Raw genomic sequence first — 25,641 nt, 5'->3', positions numbered from 1 at the left:
TCTTGGCGGCCCGGATCGTGGTGAGTCTTTAGGCCGGTTGGGCCGAGGCCAGGCTCGCGTCGATGGCGTCGCCGAGGCGGTCGACGATCGTATCGACGGTCGCGGCGTCGATGATGAAGGGCGGTGCGAGCAGGATATGGTCGCCGGCGGTGCCGTCGGCCGTGCCGCCCATCGGATAGATCAGCAGCCCGCGCTCCTGCGCCGCCTGCTTGATCCTGGCGTTGAGCTTCAGCGCCGGATCGAAGGGCGTCTTGGTCGAGCGGTCGGCGACGATCTCGACGCCCCAGAAATGGCCGCGCCCGCGGATATCACCGACATGATGGTGGTTGCCGAAGCGCTCGCGCAGGCGCTGCTCCAACCGCGCGCCCTGCGTGCGGACATTGGCCAGCAGGTCGTCGCGCTCGATCACCTTCTGCACAGCGAGCGCGGTGGCGCAGGCGAGGGGATGGCCGACATAGGTCTGGCTGTGCGGAAAAATGCCCGAGCCCTGCCGGACCGCCTCGACGACCCGCTTCGAAGCCAGCATCGCACCGATCGGCGCATAGCCGCCGCCGAGTCCCTTGGCGATCGCCATCAGATCGGGCGCGATGCCCTCCTGCTCGCAGGCGTGCAGGGTGCCGGTGCGACCCATGCCGCTCATCACCTCGTCGAGGATCAGCAGCACGCCATGGCGATCACAGATCTCGCGGATGCGCTTGAAGTAGCCCGGTGCGGCCGGCACCGCGCCGAGCGTCGCACCGACTACCGTCTCGGCGACGAAGGCGCAGACCGTCTCCGGCCCGAGCCCCAGGATCTTCGCCTCGAGTTCGTCGGCGACGCGAAGCCCATATTCCTCGCTGGTCTCGTCAGCGCGGCGGTCGCGATATTCGTAGCAGGGCGAGATGTGATGGCCCTGCATCAGCATCTGCTCGAAGGGCGCGCGATCCTTCATCCGCCCGCCGACCGAGAGGGCGCCCAGCGTGATGCCGTGATAGCTCTGCCGACGCGAGATGAAGTTGACACGCTTCATCTCGCCTTTCTCAACGAAATAATGCCGGGCCAGCTTCAGACAGGCCTCGATCGCTTCCGAGCCCGAGCTGCAGAAATAGACGGAGCCCATGCCGGCCGGCGCCCGCGCGATCAGATGGTCGGCGAGCTCCTCGGCCGCGTCGGTGGTAAAGAAGCTGGTATGGGCATAGGCGAGCTTGTCGATCTGCGCATGCATCGCCGCCAGCACGTCGGGATGGGCATGGCCGAGGCAGGAGACAGCCGCGCCGCCCGAGGCGTCGATATGCTCGCGCCCGTTCTGGTCGCGCAGCAGCATGCCTTCGCCGCCGGTCGCGGTCGGATAGGTCTTGCTCAGCATGCGGTGCAGGATGTGGCTCATCGATGGCCTCGCCTGATGGATCGGGGAGTGAGGAAGGTACCGGCGGCGTCGAGCGCGGCCTCGTGGCGGGCGATCGCGGCGAGCGCGGCCTCGCCCTTGCGCGCCGTCATCAGCGCCGCCAGGCATTCGACCGCGGCGAAGGCCGGCGTCATTGTATGGAAGAAGGAGGGCGTCTCGGTCCCGACCAGCAAGACGACATCGGCGAGAGTGGCGAGCGGTGAGAGCGCGCTGTCGGTCAGCGCGACGACCCTTGCGCCACGTTCCCTGGCGATCTCGGCCGCCTGCACGGTCTGGCGCGTATAGGGCGCGACCGAGACGGCAAAGAGCGCATCGCTCGGGCCGATCCGGCGCAGCGCATCGATGCCGCGTCCACCGGCGCCATCGGCGAGCACCGAGTCCGCTCCGATCAGGTCGCGGATATAGTCGAGCATGAAGGCGGCCGGAAAGGCCGAGCGCAGGCCGAAGCAGAACACGGTCTGTGCTTCGCTCAAGAGGTCCGCGGCCTGCTCGAAGCGGGCGAGCGCCTGCGGCTCGCGCAGCGCCTTGAGATGTTCGGCGAGTGCCGCGAACATGTCCTGCGCGATTGCGCCCGGGCCCTCTTCGCCATGGCGCTGCATCAGCTCGCCGGCGCGGCCGGCAAAGCCTTCCGGCCGCCGCCGCAGCGCCGCCGCATGGACCGCCCGCAATTCGTCATAGCCCTTGAGACCGAAGCGCTGCGCCAGCCGGGTCAGGGTGGCCGGCGACAGGCCGGCCCGCTTGGCCTGCTCGCGCGTCGTCAGCAGCGCGACATCGGCCGGATGGTCGAGCACCCAGCGCGCCGCCGCCTGCAATTGCTGCGGCAAGTGCTCGAAGCTTTGGGTGAGGCTCGCCGTCAGGCCGGGTTTATCCATCGTCAGGACGCTAGCAGGGAGTCACGATGCCTGAAACAAAAAAGTCGATACGATAAAAAGGAAACAGTTGTTTCATTTCGCCAGCGATAGGCGCCACTGCATTCTGCAACTGGCTCAGTTGCGGACGAGCAGTCCGTCGAGCATCAGGTTGAAGGCCTCGATTGCCTTGCGCGAGGTCGCCTGCGGATCGGGCGCATGCGCGATCCATTGCGCAGCATACTGCGTCGCGCCGGCGATCAGCCGCGCCGCCGCTTCGGCATCGATCGGGGCAATGACTCCGGTTTCGACTAACTTCGCCAGGCTTTCCGTCATTGAGCGGATGCATTCGCTGAGCGTCGGCCAGTCCCAGGGATCGCCGAGGACGGCTGGGCCCTCGCGCAGCATGATGCGCTGGATTTCGGGGTCGAGCGCCAGCTCGATATAGGCGGTGCATTCGTTGCGGAAGCCGGTCCAGGGATCATCAGCCTTGGCCGTGGCGGCCCGCATATGCGCGTTCATCTCGCTGTCGATCTCGACGATCACCGCCGCCAGCAGGCCCTTCTTGTCACCGAAATGATGATAGAGTGCGCCCCGCGTCAGCCCGGCGGAGGCGGTGAGTTCGTCCATCGAGGTCTCGGCATAGCCGACCGTGCCGAAGGCGGCGCGCGCTGCGGCGATCAACTTGGCCCGGGTCTCGGCGATCATCTGCGTGCGCGGCTTGCGCGTCATCCATGTTCCTTTCGCATACGAGGCGTATGTGAATTGACATACGGTGCGTATGTAGTTATTCATGTCACATACGCAACGTATGTCAATTACGCTTTGATGTGACGGAGACGTCCATGCCTAACCCCTATCGCGAGATCTTCCGGGCCCCCGGTTCGATCGGCTTCTCGGCCGCCGGCTTCCTCGCCCGCATGCCATTCTCGATGCTGACGATCGGCATCGTCACCATGCTCTCCCAGGCGCGCGGCCAGTACTGGCTTGCCGGCGGCGTCGCCGCGACCTTCGCGTTCTCCAATGCGTTGATCGCGCCGCAGATCTCACGACTGGTCGACCGCCACGGCCAGAGCAAGGTGCTGATTCCCGCCACGCTCGCGACCATCATTGCGCTCATCGGCCTGATGCTGGCGACGCGCCTCGAAGCTCCGATCTGGGTGCTCTTCCTGTTCGCGGCTCTTGCCGGGCTCGAGCCGAGCATGATGGCGATGGTGCGCGCCCGCTGGACCGAGATCTATCGCGACACGCCGCATCTTCGCACCGCCTTCGCCTTCGAATCGGTCATCGACGAGGTCATCTTCATGCTCGGCCCGGTGATCTCGATCGGCCTCAGCGTCATCTGGTTCCCGGAGGCCGGGCCGCTCGCGGCGACGATCCTGCTCGCCGTCGGCATGGCCCTGTTCGTCGTACAGCGCGCGACCGAGCCGCCCGTGCACTCGCAGGGCGTTGGCGCCAGCAGCTCCGCCATCCGCCTGGTGCCGGTGCAGATCATCGCGCTGCTGATGGTGGCGCTCGGCGTCGTCTTCGGCACGGCCGAGGTCACCGCGGTCGCCTTCGCCGAAGCGCAGGGCAACAAGGCGGCGGCGAGCCTGGCGCTCGCGGCCTATGCCGCTGGCTCCTTCATCACCGGCCTCATCTTCGGGGCGCTCCGCCTGCGCCTGCCGCTGGCGACGCAGTTGCTGCTCTCGATCGGGCTGGCCGCGGCGACGACGCTGCCGCTGCTGATCGTGTCCTCGCTCTGGATGCTGGGCATCGTGCTCTTCATCGCTGGCGCCTCGATCTCGCCGACCGTCATCGTCGCCATGGCGCTGGTCGAGCGGCATGTGCCGGCTTCGAAGCTGACCGAGGGCATCACCTGGGTGATGACCGGCATGGGCATCGGCATGGCGGCGGGTTCGGCCGCCTCGGGCTGGCTGATCGACGTCTATGGCGCGAGCACCGGCTTCTACGTCTCGGTCGCCGGCGGCTTCTCGGCGCTGGCGATCGTCGCGGCCGGGTTCTGCCTGATCGCAGAGCCGCGGCAGGCTCGCGAGCCGGCGCTCGCCTGAGAATGAGAGGCCGCGCTTGCAAGGGCGTGGCTTTTCTGTCATAGGCGCCACCTTCGATCGCCCGGCTGATAAGGGCTGCCGTGGCGATCGTTCTTTGCTTCCCAAAGCAAAATTTAAGCGGCGCATTGTTCGCGCTCGCGACCTATGAGGAGCTGAAATGCCCAAGATGAAGACCAAATCGGCCGCGAAGAAGCGGTTCAAGCTCACCGGAACCGGCAAGGTGCTCTATGCCCAGGCTGGCAAACGTCACGGCATGATCAAGCGGACCAACAAGCAGCTCCGCAATCACCGTGGGACGAACGTTCTTTTCGAGGGCGATGCTGCCAACGTGAAGAAGTATTTCCTCCCCAACGGCTAACGCCTGACAACCTTTCCGGAGATCAAACATGGCTCGCGTGAAACGGGGCGTTACGTCCCACGCCAAGCACAAGAAGACTTTCGAGGCCGCCAAGGGCTTCTATGGCCGCCGCAAGAACACGATCCGCGCCGCCAAGGCGGCTGTCGATCGGTCGATGCAATATGCCTATCGTGACCGCAAGAACCGGAAGCGCACCTTCCGCGCGCTCTGGATCCAGCGCCTGAACGCTGCGGTGCGCGAGCACGGCCTGACCTATTCGGTCTTCATGGGCGGCCTCATCAAGGCGGGCCTCGAGCTCGACCGCAAGACCCTGTCGGCCCTCGCCATCGACGATACCGCTGCCTTCACCGCGGTGGTCGAGACGGTCAAGGGCGTACTCGCCGCCGAAGCCAAGGCCGCCTGAGCGACCTCTTCGCTACGGAATTGAGAAAGGCCGGCGGAAACGCTGGCCTTTTTTGTTGTCGGTTTCGAACCTTCAACTGCGCCGTCATCCCGGATGGAGCGAAGCGGAACTCCGGGATCCATCGTAGAGTGCGACGCCCTTCGATGGATTCCGGAGCTGCGCGGCTTCGCCGCTTGTCCGGAATGACGAGGATTATTGTTGTGAGTTTGGCGGTGCCTACGTCTGCACCTTCTCCACCGCCTTCGGCGTCCAGCTCTCGCCGGCGCCGTCGAGGATGCGCTGGTAGGCTTCCTCCGGACTGTCGGCATAGCAGAACAGCTTGAGGTCTTCCGGCCGGATGAAGCCGGCCTCGGCCATCCGTTCGAGATTGATCAGGCCCTGCCAGTAGGCGCTGTCGTAGAGCACGATCGGTACCGGCGGCATCTTGCCGGTCTGCACCAGCGTCATGATCTCGAAGAGCTCGTCGAGCGTGCCGAAGCCGCCCGGGAAGACCACCAGCGCCGCCGCCCGCATGGCAAGATGCATCTTGCGCATCGCGAAGTAATGGAAGCGGAAGGTCAGGTCCGGCGTCGACCAGGCGTTCGGATCCTGCTCATGCGGCAGGGTGATGTTGAAGCCGATCGAGACCGCGCCGGCCTCGACAGCACCGCGATTGGCGGCTTCCATGATGCCCGGCCCGCCGCCGGTGGCGATGACATGGCGCCGGCCGCTCTCCTTGCCGTCGAGGGCGCCGCCGCGTTCCGAGGCGATCTTGGCGAAGCTGCGCGCCGCCTCGTACCAGGGATTGCCCTCGCGCACGCGCGCCGAGCCGAAGACGACGATGGTCGAGAGGATGCCGCGGGCTCGCAGATTGTCCTCGGCCTTCTGGTATTCGAGCATGAAGCGCGCCCCACGCATCGAGTCGCCGAGGAGAAAGTCCTGGTCGAGCGCGGCGATCCGGTAGGAGGGCGAGTTCTTCTGGGCGCTATTGTCTGGCATAGGCGGGCTTCTTTGCGGGGGCGGGTTGCGCTGAAACGATGCGCCACGCCTATCACGTCACGAGATGTATTTCCGCAATACGCCCGCCATGCGTTCGGCGCCGGAATTATGCGGCAGCAGGGTCAGGAAGCGGCCGTCCGGTCCCATCAGATAGGTCAGCGAGCCGTGGTCGATGGTATATTCGCCATGGCCGTGATGCGCTTGCGTCAGCTTGCGGCGATGCACCTTGTAGGCCCTGGCGACCGCTGCCAGCTCGGCCTCGTTGCCGGATAGCCCGACAAGCCGGGGATGGAAGTTCGCGACGTAGACAGCCATGGCGGCTGGACTGTCGTTGACCGGATCGACGCTGATGAACAGCGGCGCGACCTTCGCGGCCAGAGGCCCGAGCGCGTCGAGCGCATGCGCGATGATCGGCAGGTCAACCGGGCAGGTGTCGGTGCAGCGGGTGAAGCCGAAATAGACCAGCATGAAGCGGCCGCGAAAATCGGCCTCGGTGACGCGCTTCCCGCTATGGTCGGTCAGGCTGAATGGGCCGCCGAACTGCGTCGCCAGCGGGTCTTGCGGTGGCCTGGCGGCCGGGGAGGGGCTGTGGCCACCATGATCCTGTGCGCGCGCGGCAACCACCGAGCTGGCAGCAAGGCCGGCGAGCAGGAGACGGCGACTGATCCGTCCGGTCATGGCTTCGGCTTGGGAGCGAGACCCTTGATGCCGAACGGCCCATCCTCGGCGATGATCCGGTTGGCCTGAGGATCGCCGCGCCACCATTCCTCTGCCTTGCCGTTCCTGGCCTCCCAATCGGCCTTGAAGCGCTCGGCGGCGATCCAGTCCTGATCCGGTCGCTCGCGCAGGCGCTGCACGAAGAACAGGGTCACCGCCGGGTTCTCGATCAGCAGGCCGTCGGCCTCAATCTCGCGTCCGCAATAGCCGGCGAGGTCGCCGGTCGCGCCGGCGAAGTCGATGTTCGATTTCGCCACCAGCCTGAAGGTTCCATCGGCGAGTGCGAGCCCGAGCTGCCGCTTGCCGCCGCCGCAATCTGGCGTGCAGCGGCCCTTGAGCTGACACAGCGCATCGACGACGCGCCCCTTCAACACCATCTGCTTTTCGTGCGGGATGTTCCAGGGCTCGGCAGCAAGGGACGGCGTGCCCGCGAGCAACGCAGCGACGCCGAGTGCCTTGACGATAGTATCCATCGCCTCAATTCCCGAACGGCTGGATGCCGTGTTCTTCATGCGTCATCGTGATGACGCCCTTGTCGTCGGCGATGCGGTCGACCAGCAGGTACTTGACGCCGTCGCGCTCGAGCAGCTCACCATCGACCGTGACCTCATGCGTCGCCAGCTTCGCCACGCGCGGATTTGCGGCGCTGTCCTCGTCGTCGCCGATCTTCAGGATCAGGTAGAGATTGCCGCCGGCGTCGCGGATCGCGACCGGGATGCCGCCGAGGGCGCACCAGATGGCGCATTGATGATGCGCCGTGCCTTTGGCGAACATCAGCCCGCTGATCGTGCACCAGCTGTCGCTGATCTCACCGGTGACGGTGACGCGCTGGCCGCTCTGCTGGGCGAGTGCGGGCGCCGCAAAGGCGAAGAGCGCTGCAAAAGCTGCGGATAGGAATGCCGGGCGCAGGGCTTGAGACAAGATTGTCATCTTTGCACGCGATCCCGGAATCCGGCCGGCATTTCCTCGCTTGCGCGATGCTTTGCCAGCACGATTGCCCCTAGCCTCACCGCCGCCGACACCATAGAAGATGCCTCGCAAACGGACCAGAGCAGGCATGAACGACATCGACACCCTTCGCGATTCACTTGTCGGTGAGATCGAGGCGGCCGGCGACGAGGCGGCGCTCGAGCAGATGCGCATCGCGGCGCTCGGCAAGTCCGGCTCGGTCTCGGGCCTGCTGAAGACGCTCGGCACGATGACGCCGGACGAGCGCAAGGAGCAGGGGCCGCGCATCAATGGCCTGCGCGACACCGTCCAGCAGGCGATCAGCGCCCGCAAGGACGCGCTCGGCGAGGCGGCGCTGGAAGCCAGGCTCGCGGCCGAGCGGCTCGACATCTCGCTGCCGGTGCGCGAGGGGCCGGAGGCGCGCGGGCGCATCCACCCGATCAGCCAGGTCATCGACGAGATCACCGCGATCTTCGGCGACATGGGCTTCTCGATCGCCGAAGGCCCGGACGTCGAGACCGACGATCTCAACTTCACCAAGCTCAACTTCCCGGTCGGCCACCCCGCCCGGGAGATGCACGACACCTTCTTCTTCGCGCCGGATTCCAATGGCGAGCGCAAGCTTTTGCGCACCCACACCTCGCCGGTCCAGGTGCGCACCATGCTGTCGCAGGAGCCGCCGATCCGGGTGATCTGCCCAGGCCGGACTTACCGGATGGATTCCGACCAGACCCACACGCCGATGTTCCATCAGGTCGAGGGGCTCGTCATCGACAAGAAGACCCATTTCGGCCACATGAAATGGGTGCTGGAGGAGTTCTGCAAGGCGTTCTTCGAGGTCGAGGGCGTCAAGATGCGCTTCCGGCCGTCCTTCTTCCCGTTCACCGAGCCTTCGGCCGAGGTCGACATCCAGTGCTCGCGCAAGGACGGCGAGATCCGCTTCGGCGAGGGCGACGACTGGCTCGAGATCCTCGGCTGCGGCATGGTCCATCCCAACGTGCTGAAGAATTGCGGGCTCGATCCCGACGTCTACCAGGGCTTCGCCTGGGGCATGGGCATCGACCGCATCGCCATGCTGAAATACGGCATGCCGGACCTGCGGCCCTTCTTCGAGGCCGATATCCGCTGGCTGTCGCATTACGGCTTCCGCCCGCTCGACCTGCCGACCCTGACCGGTGGGCTGACCTCGTAACCTGACCGAGAGGGGAGACGCATGAACGGCGCGCAGTGGGCTGGCCTGATCGCGGCGCTGATGGTCGCCGCCAATCTGCTGTGCCTGGCGATCGCCTTCGTGCGCCTGCGCCGCCGGCAGACGCCGTCGCGTCTCCAGAAGCTCGCTCCGCCGGTGACGGTCGTGCGCCCGGTGCGCGGCATCGAGACCTTCAGCCGGGAGACGCTGACCTCCGGCCTCGAGCTCGACTATCCGCTCTATGAGACGATCTTCTGCGTCGCTGACGGCCATGACCCGATCGTGCCGCTGATCGAGGAGCTGATCGGCACCTATGGCGCGGACCGCGTGCGCCTGATCGTCGGCGACGTCGCCGTCAGCGCCAATCCCAAGCTCAACAACTGCGTCAAGGGCTGGGAAGCGGCGCGCCATGACTGGGTGGTCCTCGCCGATTCCAACGTGCTGATGCCGAAGGACTATATCCAGCGGCTGATGCAATCCTGGCGCGACGACACCGGCCTCGTCTGCTCGACGCCGGCCGGCTCGCGGCCGGGCTGCTTCGGCGCCGAGGTCGAATGCGCCTTCCTCAATACCTTCCAGGCACGCTGGCAATATGCCGGCGAGGCGCTCGGCTGCGGCTTCGCCCAGGGCAAGTCGATGCTCTGGAACAAGCCCTTCCTCGATGCCAATGGCGGCATCGCCGCGCTTGCCGCCGAGATCGCGGAGGATGCGGCTGCGACCAAGCTGGTGCGCAAGGCCGGCAAGCATGTCCATCTCGTCGGGCAGCCCTTCGAACAGCCGCTCGGGCCGCGCAGCCTGCGCGACGTCGTCCAGCGCCAGTTCCGCTGGGCGCGCCTGCGCCGCGTCACCTTCCTGCCCTTCTTCGCGCCGGAGATCCTGGTCGGGCCGCTGGTGCCGGCGCTGCTTGCCGCTTACGCCGCGCCGGCTTTCGGGCTCATGATCTGGCAGGCCGTTCTTGCCGTGCTCGCTGTCTGGTATGCCGGCGAGATCGTGCTGGCGAAGGGCGTCGGCTGGTTTGTGAACTGGCGTACGCCTGCGGCCTACCTGGTGCGCGACCTCGTCTTTCCCGGCATCTGGGCCTATGCCTTCGTCGCCCGCGAGGTGAGCTGGCGCGGCAACGATATGAAGATCAAGACGGACGGCGAGGACGAGCTGAATAAAGCCGCCCCGGCGTTGTCGGCAGCCAATATGCGTAGCGACGGAACACCATGAAGTTCACACTCTCCTGGCTCAAAGAGCATCTCGACACCACGGATTCGCTCGACACCATCACCGAGGCGCTGACCCGCATCGGCCTCGAGGTCGAAGGCGTCGAGGACAAGGCCAAGGCGCTCTCAGCCTTCACCATCGCCTATGTCATCGAGGCCAAGCAGCATCCGAACGCCGACCGCCTGCGCGTCTGCATGGTCGACACCGGCTCGGGCGATCCGGTCCAGGTCGTCTGCGGCGCGCCCAATGCCCGCACCGGCATGAAGGGCGTGTTCTCGCCGCCGGGCACCTATATCCCCGGCAAGGACATCACGCTTGGCAAGGGCGTGATCCGCGGCGTCGAGTCGAACGGCATGCTGGTTTCCGAGGCCGAGCTGCAACTCTCCGAGGACCATGACGGCATCATCGATCTGCCCGAGGATGCGCCGGTCGGCCAGCCCTATGCGATCTATGCCGGGCTCAGCGACGCCGTGATCGAGATCGCGGTGACGCCGAACCGGGCCGATGCGCTCGGCGTTTCCGGCATCGCGCGCGACCTTGCCGCCGCCGGCCTCGGCACGGTCAAGACGGCGCCGGTCCAGCCGGTGCGCGGCGCCTTCCCGTGCCGGGTCGAGCTCAAGCTCGATTTCGCCGAGGAGGACCGCAATCTCTGCCAGGTCTTCGCGCTGCGCATGGTGCGCGGTGTCAAGAACGGTCCGTCGCCGGAGTGGCTGCAGGCGCGCCTGCGCGCCATCGGCCTGCGCCCGATCAACGCGTTGGTCGACATCACCAACTTCATGACCTTCGACCGCAACCGGCCGCTGCACGTCTTCGACGCGGCCAAGGTCAAGGGCAATCTCGTCGTCCGGCGCGCCAAGGAAGGTGAGGAGGTGCTGGCGCTCGACGGCAGGACCTATGCACTCACCTCCGACATGGTCGCGATCTGCGACGACAGCGGCGTCGAGTCGATCGCCGGCGTGATGGGCGGTGAGCATTCCGGCTGCGGCGAGACCACCACCGACGTGCTGGTCGAGAGCGCGCTATGGAACACGCTCAACATCGCCCGCACCGGCCGAGCGCTCGGCATCAACTCCGACGCGCGCTACCGCAACGAGCGCGGCATCGATCCGGACTTCACCCGGCCGGGCCTCGACATGGCGACGCAGATGATCATGACGCTCTGCGGTGGCGAGCCGTCCGAGGTCGTCTTCGCCGGCGATTTGCCGGAGAGCCCGCGCGCCATCGATTTCCCCTGGTCCGAGGTCAAGCGCCTGACCGGGCTCGACCTGCCTCAAGTCGAGATGAAGCTGGCGCTGACCTCGCTCGGCTTCCACGTCTCGGGTGCCGGCGAGCGCGTCAAGGTCGCGCCGCCGTCCTGGCGCGCCGATGTGGAGGGCAAGGCCGATCTCGTCGAGGAGATTCTGCGCATCGCCGGCATCGACCGTGTCGATCCGGCGCCGCTGCCGCGCATCAAGGGCGAGGTGATCAAGCCGGTACTGACCGTGCTGCAGAAGCGCACGCGCCAGGCGAAGCGCCTGCTCGCCAGCCGTGGCCTCACTGAGGCGGTGACCTGGTCGTTCATCTCGCATGATGCGGCCAAGCTCTTCGGCGGCGGCTCGCGCAAGCTCGTGCTCGCCAACCCGATCGCGGCCGATCTCTCCGATATGCGGCCCTCGCTGCTGCCGGGGTTGATCCGCTCGGCGCAGGCCAATGCCGATCGCGGCTTCGGCGACGTCGCGCTGTTCGAGGTCGGCCAGATCTTCCAGAGCGACGAGCCGGAAGGCCAGCTGATCGCTGCTGCCGGCCTGCGCCGCGGCACGGCTCGGCTCGAGGGTGCCGGACGCCATTGGGACGGCGCGGCCAAGCCGGTCGACGCCTTCGATGCCAAGGCTGACGTGTTCGGCCTGCTCTCCGGCCTCGGCGTGCCGGTCGGCGGCCTGCAGATCGTCGCGGGTGGTCCGGCCTGGGCCCATCCCGGCCGCTCGGCCACGCTGCAGTTCGGCCCCAAGGGCGTGATCGGCGCTTTCGGTGAGGTTCATCCGCGCGTGCTCAAGGCGCTCGACGTCAAGGGCCCGCTGGTCGCCTTCGAGATCCATCTCGATGCGCTGCCGCTGCCCAAGTTCAAGCCGACCAAGGTCAAGCCGAAGCTCGCGCTTTCCGACTTCCAGCCGGTGACGCGCGACTTCGCCTTCATCGTCGACAAGGCCGTGGCGGCCGGCGAGATGGCCAGGAGCGCCCAGAACGCCGACCGGGCGCTGGTCTCCGATGTCGGGGTGTTCGATCTCTACGAGGGCGCGGGCGTCGAAACCGGCAAGAAGTCGGTCGCGCTGGCGGTGACGCTGCAGCCGACGCAGAAGACGCTGACCGACACCGAGATCGAGGCGGTCGCGGCTAAGATCGTCGCCGAGATGGCCAAGCGCTACGGCGCGGTGCTGCGGGGCTGAGAGGGGGCATGGTCGCATGCCGGCATCTCCGCCCTTCCCCCTTGTGGGGAAGGGTATGGGGATGGGGGGGCGAGCGACTGGGTGAACCGCTGCTTGTAACAGCGAGGCGGACCGCTTTGACTTTGCGCCCCCCACCCCTGCCCCTCCCCACAAGGGGGAGGGGGTGCGCCAACCGTTATTGATCAGGATTGTGAAATAATCGGCGCAAGAAATCGTTTGAAAATAGGGGTATCGGCTCTGATTGTTGCAATCCGAGAGGCCTGATGTCGCTGACCGAGCTCCCTGTCGCGGACGATCTCTTCCCCGGCTTCCGGCTGCTCGACGTCGCGACGACGGGGGCGCGCATTCGCGTCCGCACCGGCGGCGAGGGGCCACCACTTCTCCTGCTCCACGGCTATCCGCAAACCCACATCATGTGGCGGCGCATCGCTCCGCAGCTGGCGCAGCGCTTCACCCTCGTCTGTCCGGACCTGCGCGGCTACGGCGATTCCGAAAAGCCGCCGAGCGCGGCCGATCACGCGCCTTATGCGAAGCGCGCCATGGCGCAGGACATGGCGGAGGTCATGACCGCGCTTGGGCATGACCGCTTCTGCGTCGCCTCGCATGATCGCGGCGCCCGCGTTGCGCATCGGCTTGCGCTGGACCATGGCGAGCGGGTGCTGAAGCTCGCGACCCTCGACATCGCGCCGACGCGCGAAATGTATCGCCACACCACCGATGCCTTCGCCCGCGCCTATTGGCACTGGTTCTTCCTGATCCAGCCGGCACCGATGCCGGAGCGCATGATCGGCGCCGATCCGGAGTTCTACTGGACGAGCCGGCGTGCGTCGGACATGCGGCTGTTCGAGCCCGCGGCGCTGGGCGAATATCTCCGCTGCTTTCGTGATCCGGCGATGATCCATGCCAGCTGCGAGGATTATCGCGCCGCGGCGACGATCGACATCGCCCATGACGATGCCGATGGCGGCAAGAAGGTCGAATGCCCAATGCTGGCTCTGTGGGGTGAGCGCGGCGCCGTCGGCAGATGCTTCGATGTGCTGGCGCTCTGGCGCGAGCGTGCGGAAAACGTCCAAGGCCGGGCCCTGCCGGGCGGGCATTATCTGGCGGAGGAGATCCCCGATCTCGTCGCCGCCGAATTCTCGGCCTTTTTCGGAGAAGACATATGAGCCGTACCAACCGCGTCTACCGCATCGCCGCCATTGCCGGCGACGGCATCGGCAAGGAGGTCATGCCCGAGGGGCTGCGCGTGCTCGAGGCAGCCTCGAAGAAATACGGCTTCGAGCTGCAGCTCGACGAGTTCGACTTCTCCTCCTGCGACTACTACGCCAAGCACGGCAAGATGCTGCCGGACGACTGGAAGGAGAAGATCGGCGGCCATGACGCGATCTATTTCGGCGCCGTCGGCATGCCCGCGGAGGTGCCGGACCATATCTCGCTCTGGGGCTCGCTGCTGCTGTTCCGCCGTGAGTTCGACCAGTACGTCAATCTCCGCCCCGTGCGGCTGATGCCGGGTGTGCCCGGCCCACTCGTCGGCCGCAAGCCGGGCGACATCGACTTCTTCGTCGTGCGCGAGAACACCGAGGGCGAGTACTCCTCGGTCGGCGGGCGCATGTATGCCGGAACCGAGCGCGAGATCGTCATCCAGGAGACGGTGATGAGCCGCGTCGGCGTCGACCGCGTGCTGAAATACGCCTTCGAGCTGGCGCAGCGCCGGCCACGCAAGAAGCTGACCTCGGCGACCAAGTCGAACGGCATCTCGATCACCATGCCGTACTGGGACGAGCGGGTGAAGGAGATGGCCAGGAACTATCCCGACGTCGCGGTCGACCAGTACCATATCGACATCCTGACCGCGCATTTCGTGCTAAACCCGGACCGTTTCGACGTGGTCGTCGCCTCCAACCTGTTCGGTGACATCCTCTCCGATCTCGGCCCGGCCTGCACCGGCACGATCGGCATCGCGCCGTCAGGGAACATCAACCCGACCGGTGATCATCCCTCGCTGTTCGAACCGGTGCACGGTTCGGCGCCGGATATCGCCGGGCAGGGCATCGCCAATCCGGTCGGCCAGATCTGGTCGGGCGCGATGATGCTCGACCATCTCGGCGAGCACGAAGCCGCCAAGGGGATCGAGGCGGCGATCGAGCGCGCGCTCGGCGACGCCCGCACCCGCACGCGCGATCTCGGTGGTTCGCTCGGCACCGAAGCTGCCGGCAAAGCAGTGGAACAGGCGTTGGGTTGAACGTCTGCAAGATTCTTCGCGCCGCCGGCGCATTCTCCGTGCCGGCTGCTTGCTTAAACCGCCCGATCGGGCCAAACCGGGCTATTGGGTCCGGACTATTGAGGGGATGACCAAGGTATGGATTTCGCATCTTCCGCTTTCTGGACGTCGTTGCTCCAGATCATCTGGATCGATCTTCTGCTCTCGGGCGACAATGCGGTCGTCATCGCGCTCGCGGTGCGTTCGCTGCCGGAGAAGCAGCGCAAGGTCGGTATCTGGCTCGGCGCCGGCGCCGCTGTCGGCCTGCGCATCATCTTCGCGATCGTCGTCACCTATTTGCTCGCCGTCCCCTTCCTGAAGGTCGTCGGCGCGCTCCTGCTGTTCTGGATCGCGATCAAGCTCGCCAAGGGTGAGGAAGAGGCGCATAGCGATATCGAGGCCAGCGACAATCTCTGGAAGGCGGTACGCACAATCGCCATCGCCGACGCGGTGATGAGCCTCGACAACGTGCTGGCGATTGCTGCGGCGGCGCGGGGACATTTCGAGCTCTTCATCTTCGGCCTGCTGCTGACCATCCCGCTGATCATCTTCGGCGCCCGCCTGCTCTCCTCGGTGCTCGAGCGCTTCCCGATCCTGATCTGGCTCGGCGCCGCGCTGCTCGGCTGGATCGCCGGCGAGATGCTGCTCAGCGACATGGCGGTGCTGCAATGGCTGCAGGCGAACATGCCGAGCTGGGTCGTCAGCGTCCCGACCTCCGACGTCAACCCGGTCGGCCTCCTGCCTGCGAAGGTGCCGTTCTATTCGGCGGCGGTGCTCGGCGCGCTGGTCGTCGTCGTCGCCGGCTACCTCCTCAAGAAGAAGCCGGTCGATCAGCCGGGCTGAAACCTACCTCAATCGAGAGTGACGAACGCGGCGGCCATGGTCTCATGGCCGCCGTTTTTCGTGAGACTGATGAAGCCGCTGGCGCGATGGCCAGCCTGCTCGTCTACGACGGTAAAGCGTTCGGTCCCGTCGAGCTGTACCGCGAAGCTCTCCGGCGCCCGTGCGAAGCCGGTGCCAAGCGCTTTCACATAGGCCTCCTTGGCGCTCCAGAGCTGGGCGAAGGCCAGGCGCCGGGCAGGGGCGGGCAGGCTCTCGAACCAGCTTCGTTCGTCGGGGTGCAGCATGGCGAGCGGCGGTTCGCCTGCGAGCGCAACCTGCTCGACGTCGACGCCGACCGGCCGGTGCGCCAGTGCGACCGCGACGAGGCCCGCGCGGGTCGCGAGCGACAGGTGCAAACCCGAACCATGCGGGGCGACGATCAGCGGCCGGCCCGCAGGCTCATGTCCGATCTCGACAGCATCCTCTGCTAGACTGAACTGGCGGGCCAGTACCTTGCGGGCAAGCGAGCGGCGTAACTCCGCGCGCTCCGGCAGGTTTGCGGGCTGCGCCTGAGTCGCGATCAGCCAGACGGCTGGCAGGGCAGCAGCAGTGTCGTCGGCGGAGGAGAGCCAGTGCATGCGGCGGTTCTAGTGCACCGCGCCCTGCGGCGGAAGGAGACGGCCCCGGCTCGCCTTGCACGGGGCTCATGAGGCCCGGAGCTTGCAGGGCGTTGACGTAAGCCAGCGAAAACGGTTCGAGGACACATGCCTTCCGAAGCGAAATCCGAACCGCCGCACGCCGCGCTGCTCACCCTCGCCGGCATGCTGCTCGGCCTGCGCCGCGTTTCCGTACTGATGCCCGGCGTCGTCATCTTCGCCGTCGCTTTCGGCGCCGCCGCCTCGGCCAAGGGGCTGAGCCTTGTCGAGGCCGTGCTGATGAGCGCCCTGGTCTATGCCGGCGTGTCCCAGCTCGTCGCGATGGAGCTCTGGCGGCCGGAATGGAGCTGGGGGGCGATCGTCGCGCTCGCCTTCGTGACGGTGACGGTCAATGCCCGCACCATCCTGCAGGGTGCTTCGCTGCAACCCTGGTTCTCGCGCTATCCCTGGTTCGTGAACGCCTTCCAGCTGTCGTTCTTCACCGATGCGAACTGGCTGGTGGGTACGCGTTATCACAATGAAGGCGGCCGCGATCTCGGCGTCGTGCTGGGCGCCGGGCTGGCGCTCTGGGGCGTATGGGTCGTCATGACGGTCCCCGGCTACCTGCTCGGCGCCCTCGTCGCCGATCCTCGCAAATACGGCATCGACCTCGTCATGCCGATCTTCTTCGCGGCGATGATCGTGCCGCTCTGGCGCGGCAAGCGGGGAGCGCTGCCCTGGATCATCGCCGGCGTCGTCGCGCTGATCACTGTGCGCCTCGTCGACGGCTATGCCTTCATCATCGTGGGGGCGCTGTCCGGCGCCGTGGTAGGGGCTTTCCTCGATGACCCTGCCTGAACCCGGAAGCTGGGGTCCCTATCTCGCCATCCTCGCCATGGCGCTCGCGACCTATCTTTGCCGCATCTCCGGTGTCGTGCTGATGGGCTTCGTGCCGCTGACGCCGCGGGTTCGGCGCGGGCTTGCGGCCTTGCCGGGCTCGATCGTGGTCGCAACCGTGCTGCCGCTGATCGAGCGGCTCGGCCTTGCCGCCGGCCTCGCTCTGCTGGCCGCGATCGCCAGCATGGTCATCAGGCGCAGCGAATTGCTCGCCCTGCTCGTCGGCATGGCCTTCGTCTCGTTGATGCGTGCCGCTGGTTTCTGACCCTCGGGCGCGATGGCGCCTGATGCGATGATCCATCACCGGCTACGATCGCACCCATCACATCAAACGTTCGCCGGCATGTTGACGCCGCCCGGCCTGCGGCAGACGGTGCCGGCTCTCACTTTTAGCTGACCGATCGGAGCGCATGATGGCCTGGTATTCGCAGACATGGACCTGGTTCGATGGCGAGTGGCGCGAGGGCAACCCCGGCATCATGGGCCCGCGTACCCACGCCGCCTGGCAGGCCTCCCAGGTCTTCGACGGCGCCCGTTATTTCGACGGCGTCTCGCCCGATCTCGACCGGCATGCCGCCCGCGTGAACCGCTCAGCCACGGCGATGGGCCTGAAGGCGACGGTGTCGGCCGAGGAGATCATCGCCAAGACGGCCGAAGGCGTGAAGAAATTCAGCAGCGGCACGGCGCTCTACATCAAGCCGATGTACTGGGCCGAGGCCGATGGCCCGTCCACCATCATCGGCGACCCCGATTCGACCCAGTTCGCGCTCTGCCTGTTCGAGGCGCCGATGGGCGATCCCGGCACGGGCTTCTCGGTGACCAAGGGCGCCTATCGCCGCCCGACCTTCGAGACCATGCCGACCGATGCCAAGGCCGGCTGCCTCTATCCCAACAATGCCCGCATCCTGCGCGAGGCGAAGGGCAGGGGCTTCGACAATGCGCTCGTACTCGACATGCTCGGCAATGTCGCCGAGACCGGCACCTCCAACGTCTTCCTCGCCAAGGACGGCGTGGTGAAGACGCCGGCCGTCAACGGCACCTTCCTCAACGGCATCACCCGTCAGCGCACCATCGGCCTGCTGCGCGGTGCCGGCGTGCCGGTCGAGGAGACGACGCTGGGCTACGCCGATTTCGAGCAGGCCGACGAGATCTTCTCCTCCGGCAACTATTCGAAGGTGATGCCGATCTACAAGATCGACGATCGCGAGCTGCAGCCCGGCCCGATGTTCCGCAAGGCGCGCGAGCTCTACATGGACTTCGCTCACAGCAAGGGCGCCTGATACGCAATCCTCTCGAAGGATTGCGTATTCCGCTCGTTGGAAATCACGCAGATGCATGATTTCCAACGATGGACAAAGCCGGCATCGCGAAGCGATCTGCCGGGTTTCGCATGAGGCTTAAATGGCTCGCCTTGCCACCCGCCTCACCGAGCGCCTCGGGATCGAGCATCCGATCCTCTCGGCGCCGATGGCCCTGGCGGGTGGCGGCGCACTTGCCGCGGCCGTGACGCGGGCGGGCGGGCTCGGCCTGATCGGCGGCGGCTATGGCGACGGCGACTGGTTGCGCACGCAATACGCCGCAGCCGGGAATACCCGCACCGGCTGCGGCTTCATCACCTGGTCGCTGGCAAAACAACCGCATCTGCTGGGCGAGGTGCTGGCGCATCGGCCGGCGGCACTGATGCTCTCCTTCGGCGATCCCATGCCCTTCGCAGCCGAGATCGCCGCGGCCGACGTGCCGCTGATCTGCCAGTGCCAGAACCTCGACCACGTCCGGACGGCACTGGAAGCGGGCGCGGCGATCATTGTCGCGCAGGGAGCCGAGGCCGGCGGGCACGGCCATGCCCGTGGTACGCTTCCGCTCGTGCCAGAGGTCGCCGACCTGCTGGCACGTGAGAGCCCGGACACCCTGCTGCTCGCTGCCGGTGGCGTCGCCGATGGCCGCGGCCTTGCTGCGGCGCTGATGCTCGGCGCCGATGGCGTCCTGGTCGGCACACGATTCTGGGCGAGCCGCGAGGCGCTGGTCCATCCGAACCACCATGCCGCCGCCGTCGCGGCGACGGGTGATGAGACAGTGCGCTCGCCGCTCCCCGATATAGCCCGCCGGCTCGACTGGCCGCGACCCTTCGACATCCGCGTCAGCGACAATGCCTTCATCGCCAGATGGCGCAACCGCGAGGCCGAGTTGCGCGCCGCGATCGAGGAGGAGGCACCGGCCTATCGCGAGGCCTTCATGGCCGGCGATCCCGACAAGGCGGCGGTCGTCTTCGGCGAGGCGGCGGGGCTGATCTCGGACATCCTCTCCGCTGGCGAGATCGTCGCGCGCATGGTGGATGAGGCAGCCGGCCACCTGAAGGCGGGAGCCAGACTGATCGCTGGCTGAGCTAGCGTAGCAGCCGCCAGAGTCCGGCCGATCTGAGCCCTCCGAGCGCGACCGCGCCGTAGATGCAGGCAGCCGCGAAGCTCAGTATGGCGAGCGCGATCAGCCGTGGCTCATAAGGGAACGATATCAGCAGGCCATAGAGCGGCTCGGCCAGCAGCCGGGCGACCAGCGCGGCGAAACCGGCGGCGACGCCGACGATCAGGATCAGCAAGGACAGGCCGCGATCGGGATTGGTCCAGCCGCGCTTCAGCGCCAGCCCATAGAGCGCGGCGAGATTGATCCAGGCGCCGACGGCGGTGGCGAAGGCGAGGCCGGGCGCACCATGGCTGCGCCAGAGCAAGAGCTTCAGGCCGACATTGGCTGCGATGGCGCCGAGCGAGACCAGCATCGGCGTGGTCGTGTCGCCGCGCGCCTGGAAGCTCGAAACCTGAGCCCTGATGAGCACGATAGCCGGCAGGCCGATCGCATAGGCGAAGAGCACGGCACCCGCAGCCTGCGTCGCCGCTTCGTCGAAACGGCCGCGTTCGAACAGCGCTCCGACGATCAGTTCCGGGAAGGCCAGGAAGGCGGCGGCGAAGGGAGCGGCGGCGACCAGGGTCAGCGCGATCGCCCGGTTCTGGGCAGCTTCAGCCCTGGCCTCGTTGCCGGTGGCGATGGCGCGGCTCATCGTCGGCAACAAAACGGTCCCAACGCCGATCGCGATCACGCCGAGTGGCAGCTGGTAGACGCGCTCGGCATAGTAGAGCGCCGAATAGGCTCCGGTCGGCAGGAGCGAGGCGATGATCGTGTCGGCGAAGAGAGCGATCTGCACGCCGGCAGAGCCGATCACTGCCGGGCCGAAGGCCTTGAGGAAACTCTTCACCTCGCCGTCGAAGCGAGGTCGCGTCAGCGCCGCCGAGACTCCCACACGCCGCGCCGAGATCCAGAGCAGCAGCCATTCCAGCACGCCGGCGACGGCGACGCCCCAGGCGGCGGCATGGGCCGCACTCGGGAACAGGAAGGCGATGAAGAGCGCCCCGATCAGGCAGATGTTCAGAAGGATCGGTGCCGCTGCCGCGGCGGCGAAGCGATCAACGGCGTTCAGATTGGCCGAGAGCAGCGTCACCAGCGTGACGAAGAGCAGATAGGGGAAGGTGATCCGCGTCAGCGTGACGGCGAGATCGAAGCGGGCGGGATCGTTGACGAAGCCGGGCGCGAGCAGCCGCACCAGCTCCGGCATGAAGGGGATGGCGAGCGCCAGCAAGACAAGCTGGACGATCAGGTTGAGCGAGAAGACACGGTTCGAGAACTGCGCCGCGGCGGCCTCGCCTGACTGCTCGCGGATGCGGCTATAGGCCGGGATATAGGCCTGGTTGAAGGCGCCTTCGCCGAATATGGCGCGGAAATGATTGGGCAGGCGCAGTGCCACCGAGAAGGCGTCCATCAGCCCGCTTGCGCCGAGCGTAGCCGCGAGCACGATGTCGCGGAGGAAGCCGGACAGCCGCGAGAGCAGCGTGAAGCCGCTGACGGAGAGGATCTTTCTCAGCATCGCGCCACTCGGGGCCGCCGGGGTCGGCAGGCCGCACTGAGCTTAGCCGCATAGCTGCGTCGCGAGAGATGGTCCAGCGCCGCGCTCGCCGCGGCGCTATCGGATCAGCGGCGGCAGCGTGTCGTCACGCGACTGGGCGCTGCCGTGCTTGTCGAAACCGACGCGCTCGCCGACCAGATAGAGCGGCCGGCGTTTCACCTCGGCAAAGATGCGCCCGACATATTCGCCGATCATTCCAAGCGAGATCAGCTGGATGCCGGAGAAGAACATGATCGAGACGATCAGCGAGGGGAAGCCGGGCAGGTCGGTGCCGAAAAGCAGCGTCCGGACCATGAAGTAAAGGCCGGTCAGGGTCGCCACGATCGCGATCAGCACGCCGAGCCAGGTCGCGATCTTGAGCGGCACGGTCGAGAATGAGGAGATTCCATCGAAGGCGAAGCTGAAAAGCTTGCTGAAGCGGAACTTGCTCTCGCCATGGGCGCGATCGGCGACCTCGAAGGGCACTCCCGTCGCTGGAAAACCGACCCAGGCATAGAGGCCCTTCGAGAAGCGCGCCCGCTCGGGCAGGGCGCGCAGCGCCTCGACCACGCGCCGGTCGAGCAGGCGAAAGTCACCGGCTCCTTCCGGTAGCTCGGTCTCGCCGAAGCTGGCGAAGAGCTTGTAGAACGCCTTGGCGAAATTGCGCTTCAGGCGGCCTTCGCCGGCCCGGTCGGTGCGCTGGCCATAGACGTTGAGGAAACCCTCGCGCCATTTCGCCAGGAAAGTGGGGATCACCTCAGGCGGGTGCTGCAAATCGGCGTCCATGATCACCACGGCGTCGCCATCGGCATGGTCGAGCCCGGCGGCGATCGCGACCTCCTTGCCGAAATTACGGCTGAAGGAGATGGCGTTGATCCGGCCGTCCTGCGCGTGCAGGGCGCGCAGCGCGGCGAGCGTACCGTCGCGACTGCCGTCATCGACGCAGACGATTTCCCAGGAGGCGACATGGGCATCGAGGATCGGCTTCAGCCGCGCGATCAATGGCTCGAGATTGGTAGCCTCGTTGTACACAGGCACGACGACCGAGAGCTCTGGCCGCAGGGCGGGCGATGCTGTTCCGGCGGAGACAGAAGTGGGCGCAATCGCGGACGACACTTTCGGGGCCTTCATTGCTCGGCTAGGGCTGACATCATGGGGCCATGCCACAGGCTCCATACACCAACGCTGATGAATAGGGGGTAACAGCCGGCATGACCCGCAGCTTCGTGCTCTGCGCCGACGATTTCGCGATGACCGAGGGCGTCAGCCGCTCGATCCTGGAATTGCTCGCGGCCAGCAAGCTCTCGGCGACGGGAGCGATGACCAACCGGCCGCACTGGCCGCACCTTGCAGGCGAGCTTTCGGCATTCTCAGGGCAGGCCGATCTCGGGCTTCATCTCAATCTGACCTGCGCGGCGCCGCTTGCGGCGATGCCGACCGTGGCGCCATCAGGCAATCTGCCGAAGCTCGGAGAGCTCGCGCCGCTGGCGCTGCGCTCGGGCGCTGCGCGTAGCGAGATTGTCAGCGAGATCGACCGGCAGCTTGACGCCTTCGAGCAGCATCTCGGCCGGGCGCCGGATTTTGTCGATGGCCACCAGCATGTCCATGTCCTGCCAGGCATCCGCCGGGCAGTGCTCGATGCGCTTGCTCGGCGCTATCCCGCCGGCTCGGTCTATCTGCGCGACCCCTCCGATTCGATCGCGGCGATCCGCGCGCGCGGCGTCGCCATCGGCAAGGCGCTGATTGTCGCCGGGCTCGCAACCGGCCTGCGTCAGGCTGCGGCCCGGCGTGGCATCCCGACCAATCGCGGCTTCTCGGGCTTCTCGCCCTTCGACGCCGGGCGCGACTTCGCTGCAGACCTGGCGGCCTTTCTCGTGCGTCCGGGACCGGCGCATCTGGTGATGTGCCATCCGGGCCATGTCGACGATGAGCTCGTCGCGCTCGACCCAGTCGTCGCGACGCGGCCTCTGGAGCACGGGGTGCTCACGACCTTCGAGCCACCTCAGGGACTGAGGATCGGCCGTTTCGAGGCGGCCGCGTAGATCCGGCCGATCTGTCGAGATGCGTGCAGGCATCGTCCATACGCAATCGAAAATTTACCCTGATCGAGCATCGTGTCCTTGCCGACCCCGACCTGTCCGGGAAGCGTCGGGTCTGGAGTTCGCAGGATATGAGCGTGATGACCTGGTTACAGTCGCGGTCGCGGCGATCGCAGGTGGCTGTGCCGCAGATCGGCCAGGTCGAGACGGTGATGCGTTCGCTCAGCAGCCAGATCGCTGGAGCGGCCGTCGCCATCGTCGCTGTCGCCATCGTCTTCGTCGTCATCGCGGCCGCCCGCTACAACGAAACCAAGACGCGCGGCGATCTCGAACAGAAGATGATGTCGCTGACCGCGATGATCGCGCATGCCTCGCCGCCGATGATCCTGGCGCGCGACACCATTACCTTGAGCTACATTCTGGAGTCGCTGAAGCGCGATCCCGACTTCGACGCTGGCTTCGTCGCTGATGACCTCGTCGCCCTCGCCTCGGCCGGCCGCAACGACGAGGCGCGGCTCTCGTTCACACCGAACAGGCTCGCCAAGTCGATGGGGCGCGAAGCCTGGGACGTCCTCGGCGAGCAGAATACATTGCGGCTCGAGGACAAGACCTATGTGACGCAACTGCTCACAGTGAAGGTCGGCGGCTTCCAGAAGCAGATCGGCTATGTCGCGCTGCGCTTCGACAAGACCCGGCTGATCGCACGTTCGGCCTGGGAGCAGTTCCTGACGATCGGGATCGGCATCGCCTTGCTCGTCGTCCTCGGCCCCCTGCTCTGGATTTCGTTGTCCCGGACCATGCGCCCGCTGAAAAGCATGACCCGCGCCATCGTCAACATTTCCGACGGCAAGCTCGACACGCCGATCGACGCGGTCGGCCGGCAGGACGAGATCGGCGCCATCGCCAGGGCGCTCGGCGTGCTGAAGCTGCGCCTTGCCGAGCGGGCGAGCCTGCAGGAACAGCAGCTCGCGACGGAAGTCGATCGCGATCGCCACCAGAAGCATACCGAGGAGGCGATCGCGCTGTTCCGTGGCGAGGTCGGCGTCGCGCTCGAAGCTTTCAAGAGTAATGCCGACCGGATGGGCGAGGCATCTGACGGTCTGGCCCGCGTCGCGGCCGAGTCGTCGGAGCGCGCCGCCCGTGCCGCCCAGAACTCGCAGGGCGCCTCGGCCAATGTCGAGAACGCTGCCCAGGCTGCCGAGGAGATGGGCGCTGCGATCCGCGAGGTCGAATTCCAGATACGTCGCGTCCGCACCGAGATCGTAGAGGCTGCTTCGGCGTCCCGCGACACGGCAGGCTCGGTCCAGGCGCTGGACGAAACGGCGCGTGCCATCGGCGAGGTCGTCAACCTTATTCGCGATATCGCTGCGCAGACCAACCTGCTGGCGCTCAACGCCACGATCGAGGCGGCGCGTGCCGGCGAAGCCGGGCGCGGCTTTGCCGTCGTCGCGGCCGAAGTGAAGAGCCTGGCGTCCCAGACGGCCGATGCCACCGACCGGATCGTCAGCCAGGTCGGCGCCATCCAGGGCGCGACGACCGAGGTCGTCGATGCGATCCAGAACATCGCCAGCCGCATGGGTGCGATCGAGAGCTTCGCCAATTCGGTTGCGACGTCGATCGAGCAGCAGGCGATCGCCACCGGCGAGATCGCGAGCGGCGTCGCCATGGCGAGCACTTCGGCGCTCTCGGTCTCCAGCGACCTCAGCGTGCTGGCCGACAGCGTCGAGGAGACCGGGCGTTCGGCCGAGCAGGTCCGAGACGCTGCCGGCGAGGTCTCGGCCCAGGCGATGCGGCTCGATTCGACCGTCGACCAGTTCCTCAAGCGCGTCGCTGCCTGAGCATCCAGCAAATAAAACGGGGCCCTGGAGGGCCCCGTCTATATTCAGCGAACCGAGTTCAAAGATCAGGCCTTGGCGCCGTCGTAGAGTTCGGCGACGTAGTCCCAGTTCACCAGGCTCTCGAGGAAAGCCTTGAGATAATCCGGGCGGCGATTGCGGTAGTCGATGTAGTAGGAGTGCTCCCAGACGTCGACGCCGAGGATCGGCGTGCCGCCATGGACCAGCGGGCTCTCGCCGTTCGGGGTCTTGCTGACGGCGAGCTTGCCGCCCTTGACCTCGAGCCAGGCCCAGCCCGAACCGAACTGGCCGATGCCGGCGGCGACGAAATCTTCCTTGAACTTGTCGACCGACCCGAAGGAATCGGTGATCGCCTTTTCCAGCGCGCCCGGCAGCTTGCCGCCGCCATTCGGTTTCATCCACTTCCAGAAGTGAAGGTGGTTGTAATGCTGGCCGGCATTGTTGAACACGGCCGGGTTCTTGCCATAGGAGCCCTTGACGATCTCCTCGAGCGACTTGCCCTCGAATTCGGTGCCCTTGATCGCGTTGTTGCCGTTGTTGACGTAGGCGAGGTGGTGCTTGTCGTGGTGGTACTCCAGCGTCTCCTTCGACATAAAGGGCTGGAGGGCGTCATGCGCATACGGAAGATCGGGCAGGGTAAAGGACATGGGGCCTCTCCTTGGGCTGTCGAAATCGCGACGTGAGAATGGCTGCAAT

The 25,641-nt window shown here is 66.5% G+C and carries 26 protein-coding genes; 15 read left to right on the top strand and 11 right to left on the bottom strand.

Annotated features, from left to right (window positions below; genetic code table 11):
• Nucleotides 1-28: 28 nt before the first annotated feature.
• The 3 genes from B6S44_RS19935 to B6S44_RS19925 all read right to left on the bottom strand — a co-directional run bounded on the left by B6S44_RS19935 (nucleotide 29) and on the right by B6S44_RS19925 (nucleotide 2,964).
• Nucleotides 29-1,366 (bottom strand): aspartate aminotransferase family protein, encoded by a 1,338-nt coding sequence (locus B6S44_RS19935; protein ID WP_129158605.1) that lies wholly within the window; start codon nucleotides 1,364-1,366, stop codon nucleotides 29-31.
• On the bottom strand, nucleotides 1,363-2,256 hold the full coding sequence (locus B6S44_RS19930) for a MurR/RpiR family transcriptional regulator (RefSeq protein ID WP_129158604.1): 894 nt from the start codon (nucleotides 2,254-2,256) through the stop codon (nucleotides 1,363-1,365). Before B6S44_RS19930 ends, B6S44_RS19935 begins: the two co-directional genes overlap by 4 nt.
• A 114-nt stretch (nucleotides 2,257-2,370) precedes the next feature.
• Nucleotides 2,371-2,964 carry a TetR/AcrR family transcriptional regulator gene (locus B6S44_RS19925; RefSeq protein ID WP_129158603.1) on the bottom strand — a complete coding sequence of 198 codons (594 nt, stop codon included), beginning with the start codon at nucleotides 2,962-2,964 and terminating at the stop codon, nucleotides 2,371-2,373.
• Between the two features lie 113 nt (nucleotides 2,965-3,077).
• Between B6S44_RS19925 and B6S44_RS19920 the strand changes: the two genes are divergently transcribed.
• The 3 genes from B6S44_RS19920 to rplT all read left to right on the top strand — a co-directional run bounded on the left by B6S44_RS19920 (nucleotide 3,078) and on the right by rplT (nucleotide 5,044).
• Complete coding sequence (locus tag B6S44_RS19920; protein WP_129158602.1) at nucleotides 3,078-4,283, top strand: MFS transporter; 1,206 nt, start codon at nucleotides 3,078-3,080, stop codon at nucleotides 4,281-4,283.
• A 157-nt stretch (nucleotides 4,284-4,440) separates the two neighbouring features.
• The gene (gene rpmI / locus B6S44_RS19915; RefSeq protein WP_110488066.1) at nucleotides 4,441-4,641 is read left to right on the top strand and encodes a 50S ribosomal protein L35; all 201 of its coding nucleotides are present in this window, start codon (nucleotides 4,441-4,443) and stop codon (nucleotides 4,639-4,641) included.
• A gap of 28 nt (nucleotides 4,642-4,669) precedes the next feature.
• Entirely contained in the window at nucleotides 4,670-5,044 is a 375-nt protein-coding gene (gene rplT, locus B6S44_RS19910; protein ID WP_129158601.1) for a 50S ribosomal protein L20, read from the top strand.
• 216 nt (nucleotides 5,045-5,260) lie between these two features.
• Here rplT and B6S44_RS19905 read toward each other — a convergent pair whose 3' ends face one another.
• From B6S44_RS19905 to B6S44_RS19890, 4 genes are read right to left on the bottom strand one after another with little or no spacing between them, the layout of a single operon-like run.
• On the bottom strand, nucleotides 5,261-6,022 hold the full coding sequence (locus B6S44_RS19905; RefSeq protein WP_129158600.1) for an LOG family protein: 762 nt from the start codon (nucleotides 6,020-6,022) through the stop codon (nucleotides 5,261-5,263).
• A gap of 57 nt (nucleotides 6,023-6,079) precedes the next feature.
• A complete protein-coding gene (locus B6S44_RS19900; protein WP_164985893.1) occupies nucleotides 6,080-6,700 on the bottom strand; it encodes an SCO family protein in 621 nt (206 codons plus the stop codon).
• Nucleotides 6,697-7,212 (bottom strand): hypothetical protein, encoded by a 516-nt coding sequence (locus B6S44_RS19895; protein WP_129158598.1) that lies wholly within the window; start codon nucleotides 7,210-7,212, stop codon nucleotides 6,697-6,699. The genes B6S44_RS19900 and B6S44_RS19895 overlap by 4 nt, the downstream gene beginning before the upstream one ends.
• 4 nt (nucleotides 7,213-7,216) lie before the next feature.
• A complete protein-coding gene (locus B6S44_RS19890) occupies nucleotides 7,217-7,669 on the bottom strand; it encodes a hypothetical protein (protein ID WP_129158597.1) in 453 nt (150 codons plus the stop codon).
• A 127-nt stretch (nucleotides 7,670-7,796) separates the two neighbouring features.
• On the opposite strand from B6S44_RS19890, the gene pheS reads away from it, so the two are divergent.
• The 6 genes from pheS (at nucleotide 7,797) to B6S44_RS19860 (ending at nucleotide 15,611) form a co-directional block, all read left to right on the top strand.
• Complete coding sequence (gene pheS / locus B6S44_RS19885; protein ID WP_129158596.1) at nucleotides 7,797-8,879, top strand: phenylalanine--tRNA ligase subunit alpha; 1,083 nt, start codon at nucleotides 7,797-7,799, stop codon at nucleotides 8,877-8,879.
• 21 nt (nucleotides 8,880-8,900) lie between these two features.
• Nucleotides 8,901-10,088: a glycosyltransferase gene (locus B6S44_RS19880; RefSeq protein WP_129158595.1), complete on the top strand. Its 1,188-nt coding sequence runs from the start codon at nucleotides 8,901-8,903 to the stop codon at nucleotides 10,086-10,088.
• Nucleotides 10,085-12,508, top strand: a complete 2,424-nt coding sequence (pheT, locus tag B6S44_RS19875) for a phenylalanine--tRNA ligase subunit beta (protein WP_129158594.1) — start codon at nucleotides 10,085-10,087, stop codon at nucleotides 12,506-12,508. The genes B6S44_RS19880 and pheT overlap by 4 nt, the downstream gene beginning before the upstream one ends.
• Nucleotides 12,509-12,771: 263 nt before the next feature.
• Complete coding sequence (locus B6S44_RS19870) at nucleotides 12,772-13,674, top strand: alpha/beta fold hydrolase (protein ID WP_129158593.1); 903 nt, start codon at nucleotides 12,772-12,774, stop codon at nucleotides 13,672-13,674.
• Nucleotides 13,671-14,750 carry a tartrate dehydrogenase gene (locus B6S44_RS19865; RefSeq protein ID WP_129158592.1) on the top strand — a complete coding sequence of 360 codons (1,080 nt, stop codon included), beginning with the start codon at nucleotides 13,671-13,673 and terminating at the stop codon, nucleotides 14,748-14,750. Before B6S44_RS19870 ends, B6S44_RS19865 begins: the two co-directional genes overlap by 4 nt.
• A 117-nt stretch (nucleotides 14,751-14,867) precedes the next feature.
• Complete coding sequence (locus tag B6S44_RS19860) at nucleotides 14,868-15,611, top strand: TerC family protein (protein ID WP_129158591.1); 744 nt, start codon at nucleotides 14,868-14,870, stop codon at nucleotides 15,609-15,611.
• Nucleotides 15,612-15,619: 8 nt separating this feature from the next.
• Here the strand turns inward: B6S44_RS19860 and B6S44_RS19855 are convergent, their stop codons facing one another.
• Complete coding sequence (locus B6S44_RS19855; RefSeq protein WP_129158590.1) at nucleotides 15,620-16,228, bottom strand: 4'-phosphopantetheinyl transferase superfamily protein; 609 nt, start codon at nucleotides 16,226-16,228, stop codon at nucleotides 15,620-15,622.
• 126 nt (nucleotides 16,229-16,354) lie between these two features.
• On the opposite strand from B6S44_RS19855, the gene B6S44_RS19850 reads away from it, so the two are divergent.
• From B6S44_RS19850 to B6S44_RS19835, 4 genes are all read left to right on the top strand, one after another.
• Nucleotides 16,355-17,083: an AzlC family ABC transporter permease gene (locus B6S44_RS19850; RefSeq protein ID WP_129158589.1), complete on the top strand. Its 729-nt coding sequence runs from the start codon at nucleotides 16,355-16,357 to the stop codon at nucleotides 17,081-17,083.
• Nucleotides 17,070-17,387: an AzlD family protein gene (locus tag B6S44_RS19845; RefSeq protein WP_129158588.1), complete on the top strand. Its 318-nt coding sequence runs from the start codon at nucleotides 17,070-17,072 to the stop codon at nucleotides 17,385-17,387. Before B6S44_RS19850 ends, B6S44_RS19845 begins: the two co-directional genes overlap by 14 nt.
• Before the next feature lie 148 nt (nucleotides 17,388-17,535).
• Entirely contained in the window at nucleotides 17,536-18,402 is an 867-nt protein-coding gene (locus B6S44_RS19840) for a branched-chain amino acid aminotransferase (protein ID WP_129158587.1), read from the top strand.
• A gap of 121 nt (nucleotides 18,403-18,523) precedes the next feature.
• Entirely contained in the window at nucleotides 18,524-19,504 is a 981-nt protein-coding gene (locus tag B6S44_RS19835) for an NAD(P)H-dependent flavin oxidoreductase (protein ID WP_129158586.1), read from the top strand.
• 1 nt (nucleotide 19,505) lies between these two features.
• On the opposite strand, the gene murJ is transcribed toward B6S44_RS19835, so the two are convergent.
• Together murJ and B6S44_RS19825 are read right to left on the bottom strand one after the other, a co-directional pair.
• The gene (murJ, locus tag B6S44_RS19830) at nucleotides 19,506-21,032 is read right to left on the bottom strand and encodes a murein biosynthesis integral membrane protein MurJ (protein WP_129158585.1); all 1,527 of its coding nucleotides are present in this window, start codon (nucleotides 21,030-21,032) and stop codon (nucleotides 19,506-19,508) included.
• Between the two features lie 96 nt (nucleotides 21,033-21,128).
• Entirely contained in the window at nucleotides 21,129-22,181 is a 1,053-nt protein-coding gene (locus tag B6S44_RS19825; RefSeq protein WP_129158584.1) for a glycosyltransferase family 2 protein, read from the bottom strand.
• A gap of 80 nt (nucleotides 22,182-22,261) precedes the next feature.
• Here B6S44_RS19825 and B6S44_RS19820 point away from each other — a divergent pair, with 80 nt between their 5' ends.
• Both B6S44_RS19820 and B6S44_RS19815 read left to right on the top strand, forming a co-directional pair.
• A complete protein-coding gene (locus tag B6S44_RS19820; protein ID WP_129158583.1) occupies nucleotides 22,262-23,092 on the top strand; it encodes a ChbG/HpnK family deacetylase in 831 nt (276 codons plus the stop codon).
• Between the two features lie 173 nt (nucleotides 23,093-23,265).
• Nucleotides 23,266-24,927 (top strand): methyl-accepting chemotaxis protein, encoded by a 1,662-nt coding sequence (locus B6S44_RS19815; protein ID WP_164985892.1) that lies wholly within the window; start codon nucleotides 23,266-23,268, stop codon nucleotides 24,925-24,927.
• A gap of 65 nt (nucleotides 24,928-24,992) precedes the next feature.
• Here the strand turns inward: B6S44_RS19815 and B6S44_RS19810 are convergent, their stop codons facing one another.
• Nucleotides 24,993-25,592 carry a superoxide dismutase gene (locus B6S44_RS19810; protein WP_129158581.1) on the bottom strand — a complete coding sequence of 200 codons (600 nt, stop codon included), beginning with the start codon at nucleotides 25,590-25,592 and terminating at the stop codon, nucleotides 24,993-24,995.
• Nucleotides 25,593-25,641 lie beyond the last annotated feature (49 nt).

The organism is Allobosea sp. Tri-44 (assembly GCF_004123845.1).
Classification (GTDB): domain Bacteria; phylum Pseudomonadota; class Alphaproteobacteria; order Rhizobiales; family Beijerinckiaceae; genus Allobosea.
This window is presented reverse-complemented; position numbering and strand designations above follow the sequence as displayed.